The organism is Mesorhizobium sp. M5C.F.Ca.IN.020.29.1.1, assembly GCF_003997375.1.
In the GTDB taxonomy this organism is placed as follows: Bacteria; Pseudomonadota; Alphaproteobacteria; order Rhizobiales; family Rhizobiaceae; genus Mesorhizobium; species Mesorhizobium wenxiniae.
Genome location: NZ_RZSW01000573.1, coordinates 1 through 3,833, shown reverse-complemented (window position 1 = coordinate 3,833; position 3,833 = coordinate 1). Strand labels below are relative to the sequence as shown.

Below are 3,833 nucleotides of genomic sequence, written 5' to 3'. Positions count from 1 at the left end.
TACATCACGCGCGGCCTGTTGGCGCTGGCCAACGATTCGGCCGAGCTCGCCGCGGTCATCGCGCATGAGATGGGCCACGTCACTGCAAACCACGGCTTGCAGCGCCAGCAGCTCGAGGCTGAGGAGGGGTTTGCAACCAAGGTCGTCTCGGATGTGCTCGGCGACAGCCCGACCGCCAAGGCGGCACTGATCCGCGGCAAGCTGCGGCTTGCCCAGTTCTCGCGCAATCAGGAGCTTGAGGCCGACGGCATCGGCATCAAGTCGATCGGCGAGGCGGGCTTCGATCCCTTTGCCGCCGGCCGCTTCCTGCAGTCCATGTCGGCCTACACCGATTTCCGCTCTATCAGCGGCGCCACCGACGCCAGCCTCGACTTCCTGGCGACGCATCCGAACACGCCGCAACGCATCGATCTGGCGCAGCGTCATGCCCGCCAGTTCGGTGCGCCCGGCGTCGGCACGCGCGACCGCGACGCCTTCCTCGCCGGCATAGACGGCCTGCTCTACGGCGACACACCGGAGGAGGGCTATGTGCGTGGCGAAACCTTCATGCATCCAGGGCTCGGCGTGTCGTTCTCGGTGCCCGATGGCTTCATCATCGACAACTCGGCCGCGGCGGTGACGGCAACCGGGCCAGGCGACATAGCGATCCGCTTCGACGGCGTTTCGATCGACAAGAGCCGCTCGCTGACCGACTACATCCGCAGCGGCTGGGTGGCCGGTCTGGACGAAAGCAGCGTGCGCCAGGAAACGATCAATGGCAACGAGGCGGCGACGGCGCATGCCAGCGCCGAGGGCTGGCAGTTCGACATCGCGGTGATCCGCGCCGGCGGTCAGGTCTACCGGCTGTTGACCGCAGCACCTTCCGCCAGCACCTCGCTGGATGCCGTGGCGCGCTCGGTCAGCGGCTCCTTCCGTATCTTGAGCGCAACCGAGAAAGCGGCGCTGAAGCCGCTGCATATCCGTGTTGTCACGGTGCGGCCCGGACAGACCATGGGGTCGCTCGCCGCGCAGATGGTCGGCGTCGATCGCAAGCTGGACCTGTTCAGGGTGCTCAACGCGATGTCGCCCGGTGCAGCAGTGTCCGCCGGCGACAAGGTCAAGATCATCACCGACAAATAAGATTCAGGCGGCTGTCGCCAGAAACTCGGGGTTTTGCTTCACCAGCGCTATCTTGAGCTTTTCCATGGCGCGTGCCTCGATCTGGCGGACGCGCTCCTTGGAGATGCCGAGCGCCTCGCCGAGGGCTTCGAGCGTCGCGCCCTCGTCGCTCAGCCGGCGCTCCTCTATGATCCTGAGCTCGCGGGCATTGAGCGCGCCGAGCGCCGTTTTCAGCCAGACAGAGCGGCGTTCGACATCGATCGTGTCGCCTACGACCTCGTCCGGCAAAGGATCGTCAGAAACCAGGAAATCCATTCGCTCGGTGGCGCCCGCATCGTCGGCGAGCGGCTGGTTGAGCGAGCTATCCGGTGCCGAAAGGCGGGAGTCCATCATCGCCACGTCGGCCTCCGAGACGCCGAGCGCCACCGACACCTCGCGGTAGAGCGAGGTATTCGAGATCGGCTCGGCGCCGTTCGCCAAGCGGGCGCGCAGGCGCCGCAAATTGAAGAACAGCGCCTTTTGCGCCGAACTGGTGCCGCCACGCACGATCGACCAGTTGCGCAGGATATAGTCCTGCATCGAGGCGCGGATCCACCACGTCGCATAGGTCGAAAACCGCACTTCGCGCTCCGGTTCGAAACGGGCCGCTGCCTCCAGCAGGCCGACATGGCCTTCCTGGACCAGGTCGCCGAGCGGCAGACCGTAGTGGCGGAATTTCGAGGCCATGGAAATGACCAGCCGCATATGCGCCATGGCGATTTGGTGCAGCGCCTGCTGGTCGTTGTCTTGCTTCCAGCGCAGCGCGAGAAGATGCTCCTCGTCGCGCTCGAGATAGGGGGCTTTCATCGCCGCGCGGACCATGGTTCGCCCTGCCATATCTTCCATCATGCCACGCTCCCTGTTCCGGGCGTTGCGGTGCGATCGCTCGACCCTGAGCTGGCATCGTGGTTGAATTGGCGACGCCGCGCCCTACAACAGCCAAGAACGTGCCACGCGGGTGAATGGTTCCGCCGCTGATGTCGCGTGGATTGCACTGGCGAAAGCTCGTTGCGGCGGTCGCTACGCGGTCGGTTGGCGTGACTCGATATCGTTTTGAGAATTGGATTTCAAAAGCATCTTATTTTTGAAATCCGGTTCCTTATTTCGCCAGCCTGCATCTGTCAGTTTCCGGCGCTCAACAAATGCGCCGGACGCCGGCCAAGGACGGGATCACAGAAAAATGAAATGGCTCAAATCGCTTATCGTCGCCGGAACACTGCAGGTTTTGGCCGTCACATCAGGCCATGCCGGCGCAAATCTCGATCAGATCAAGCAGGTCGGCGTCCTTAAGGTCGGCACCGAAGGCACCTATGCCCCCTTCACCTATCATGATGCCTCGGGTGCATTGGTCGGCTTCGACGTCGAGATAGCCCAGGCGATTGCCGAGCGCCTCGGCGTCAAGGCCGAATTCCTCGAAGGCAAATGGGACGGGCTGATCGCCGGCCTCGACGCCAAGCGTTATGACGCCGTCATCAATCAGGTCGGCATCACCGATGCGCGCAAGGCCAAGTATGATTTCTCCGATCCCTACATCGCTTCCAAAGCGGTGCTGATCGTGCGCGGCGACAATACCGATATCAAGAGCTTTGCCGACCTCAAGGGCAAGAAGGCGGCGCAGTCGCTGACTTCGAATTTCGGCAAACTCGCCGAAACGAACGGCGCCGAGCTCGTCGGCACCGATGGTTTCGACCAATCGATCCAGCTGCTTCTTACCGGCCGCGCCGACGCCACCATCAACGACAGCCTGTCCTTCCTCGATTTCAAGAAGCAAAAGCCCGACGCCAATGTGAAGATCGCCGCGCAGGAAGAAAACGCCGACTATTCCGGCGTCATCGTGCGCAAGGGCGATCCGGAACTGGTCGCCGCCATCAATCAGGCACTGGCCGACATCAAGGCCGACGGCACCTACCAGAAGATCGCCGACACCTATTTCGGCCAGGACGTTTCGAAGTAAGCGCATTGCACGGAGCGGGCCGGTTGCCGGCCCGCATGGCAAGCATTGCGGCGAGCCGTCTTTGACGGCCGCCGCTTTTCGCGTGATATGACGATCGTACGGTCGCGCCTTGATGCTGCCGGGCCGCTTTTTTTGGGCGGCAATCTCGCAAGGAGGGTTTTCGTGCCGCACTGGCTGCAATTGATGCTGGACTCATTGCCGACGCTGCTATGGGCCGCGCTGATCTTCACCGTTCCGCTAACGCTCCTGTCGTTCGCATTCGGTCTCTTCGTAGGGCTGGTTGCGGCGCTTGTCCGGCTGTTCGGCCCGAAGCCGCTGGTCGCCGTGGTCCGCTTCTACGTCTGGATCTTCCGTGGCACGCCACTTCTGGTGCAGCTCTTCCTGATCTTCTACGGCCTGCCCTCGGTCGGCATCCTGCTCGACGCTTTTTCAGCCGCGTTGATCGGCTTCACGCTCAACATCGGCGCCTATACGTCGGAAATCATCCGCGCTGTCATAGGCTCGGTGCCGAAGGGGCAGTGGGAGGCGGCCTACTCGATCGGCATGACCTGGAGCCAGGCGATGCGGCGCACCATACTGCCGCAGGCCGGCCGCGTCGCGGTGCCACCGCTGTCCAACACCTTCATCTCGCTGGTCAAGGATACATCGCTGGCCGCCGCCATCACCGTGCCGGAAATGTTCCAGGCGGCGCAGCGGATCGTCGCCACCACCTATGAGCCGCTGATCCTCTATATTGAGGCTG

Annotated in this window: 4 protein-coding genes; 3 read left to right on the top strand and 1 reads right to left on the bottom strand. The window is 63.1% G+C overall.

Annotated elements, in window-relative coordinates; genetic code table 11:
• The coding region (locus tag EOA85_RS29880; RefSeq protein WP_127212146.1) for a M48 family metalloprotease at positions 1-1,119 on the top strand (1,119 nt) is incomplete at its 5' end.
• Positions 1,120-1,122: 3 nt separating this feature from the next.
• On the opposite strand, the gene EOA85_RS29875 is transcribed toward EOA85_RS29880, so the two are convergent.
• A complete protein-coding gene (locus EOA85_RS29875; protein WP_065011276.1) occupies positions 1,123-1,986 on the bottom strand; it encodes an RNA polymerase factor sigma-32 in 864 nt (287 codons plus the stop codon).
• Between the two features lie 331 nt (positions 1,987-2,317).
• Here EOA85_RS29875 and EOA85_RS29870 point away from each other — a divergent pair, with 331 nt between their 5' ends.
• Together EOA85_RS29870 and EOA85_RS29865 are read left to right on the top strand one after the other, a co-directional pair.
• Complete coding sequence (locus tag EOA85_RS29870) at positions 2,318-3,091, top strand: amino acid ABC transporter substrate-binding protein (RefSeq protein WP_127212145.1); 774 nt, start codon at positions 2,318-2,320, stop codon at positions 3,089-3,091.
• Positions 3,092-3,253: 162 nt separating this feature from the next.
• A partial coding sequence (locus tag EOA85_RS29865; protein ID WP_127212144.1) for an ABC transporter permease subunit occupies positions 3,254-3,833 on the top strand: 580 nt, incomplete at its 3' end.

Coding starts and splice junctions, on each gene's coding strand:
- EOA85_RS29870 (WP_127212145.1), top strand. CDS start 2,318: ATGAAATGGCTCAAATCGCTTATCGTCGCCGGAACACTGCAGGTTTTG.
- EOA85_RS29875 (WP_065011276.1), bottom strand. CDS start 1,986: ATGATGGAAGATATGGCAGGGCGAACCATGGTCCGCGCGGCGATGAAA.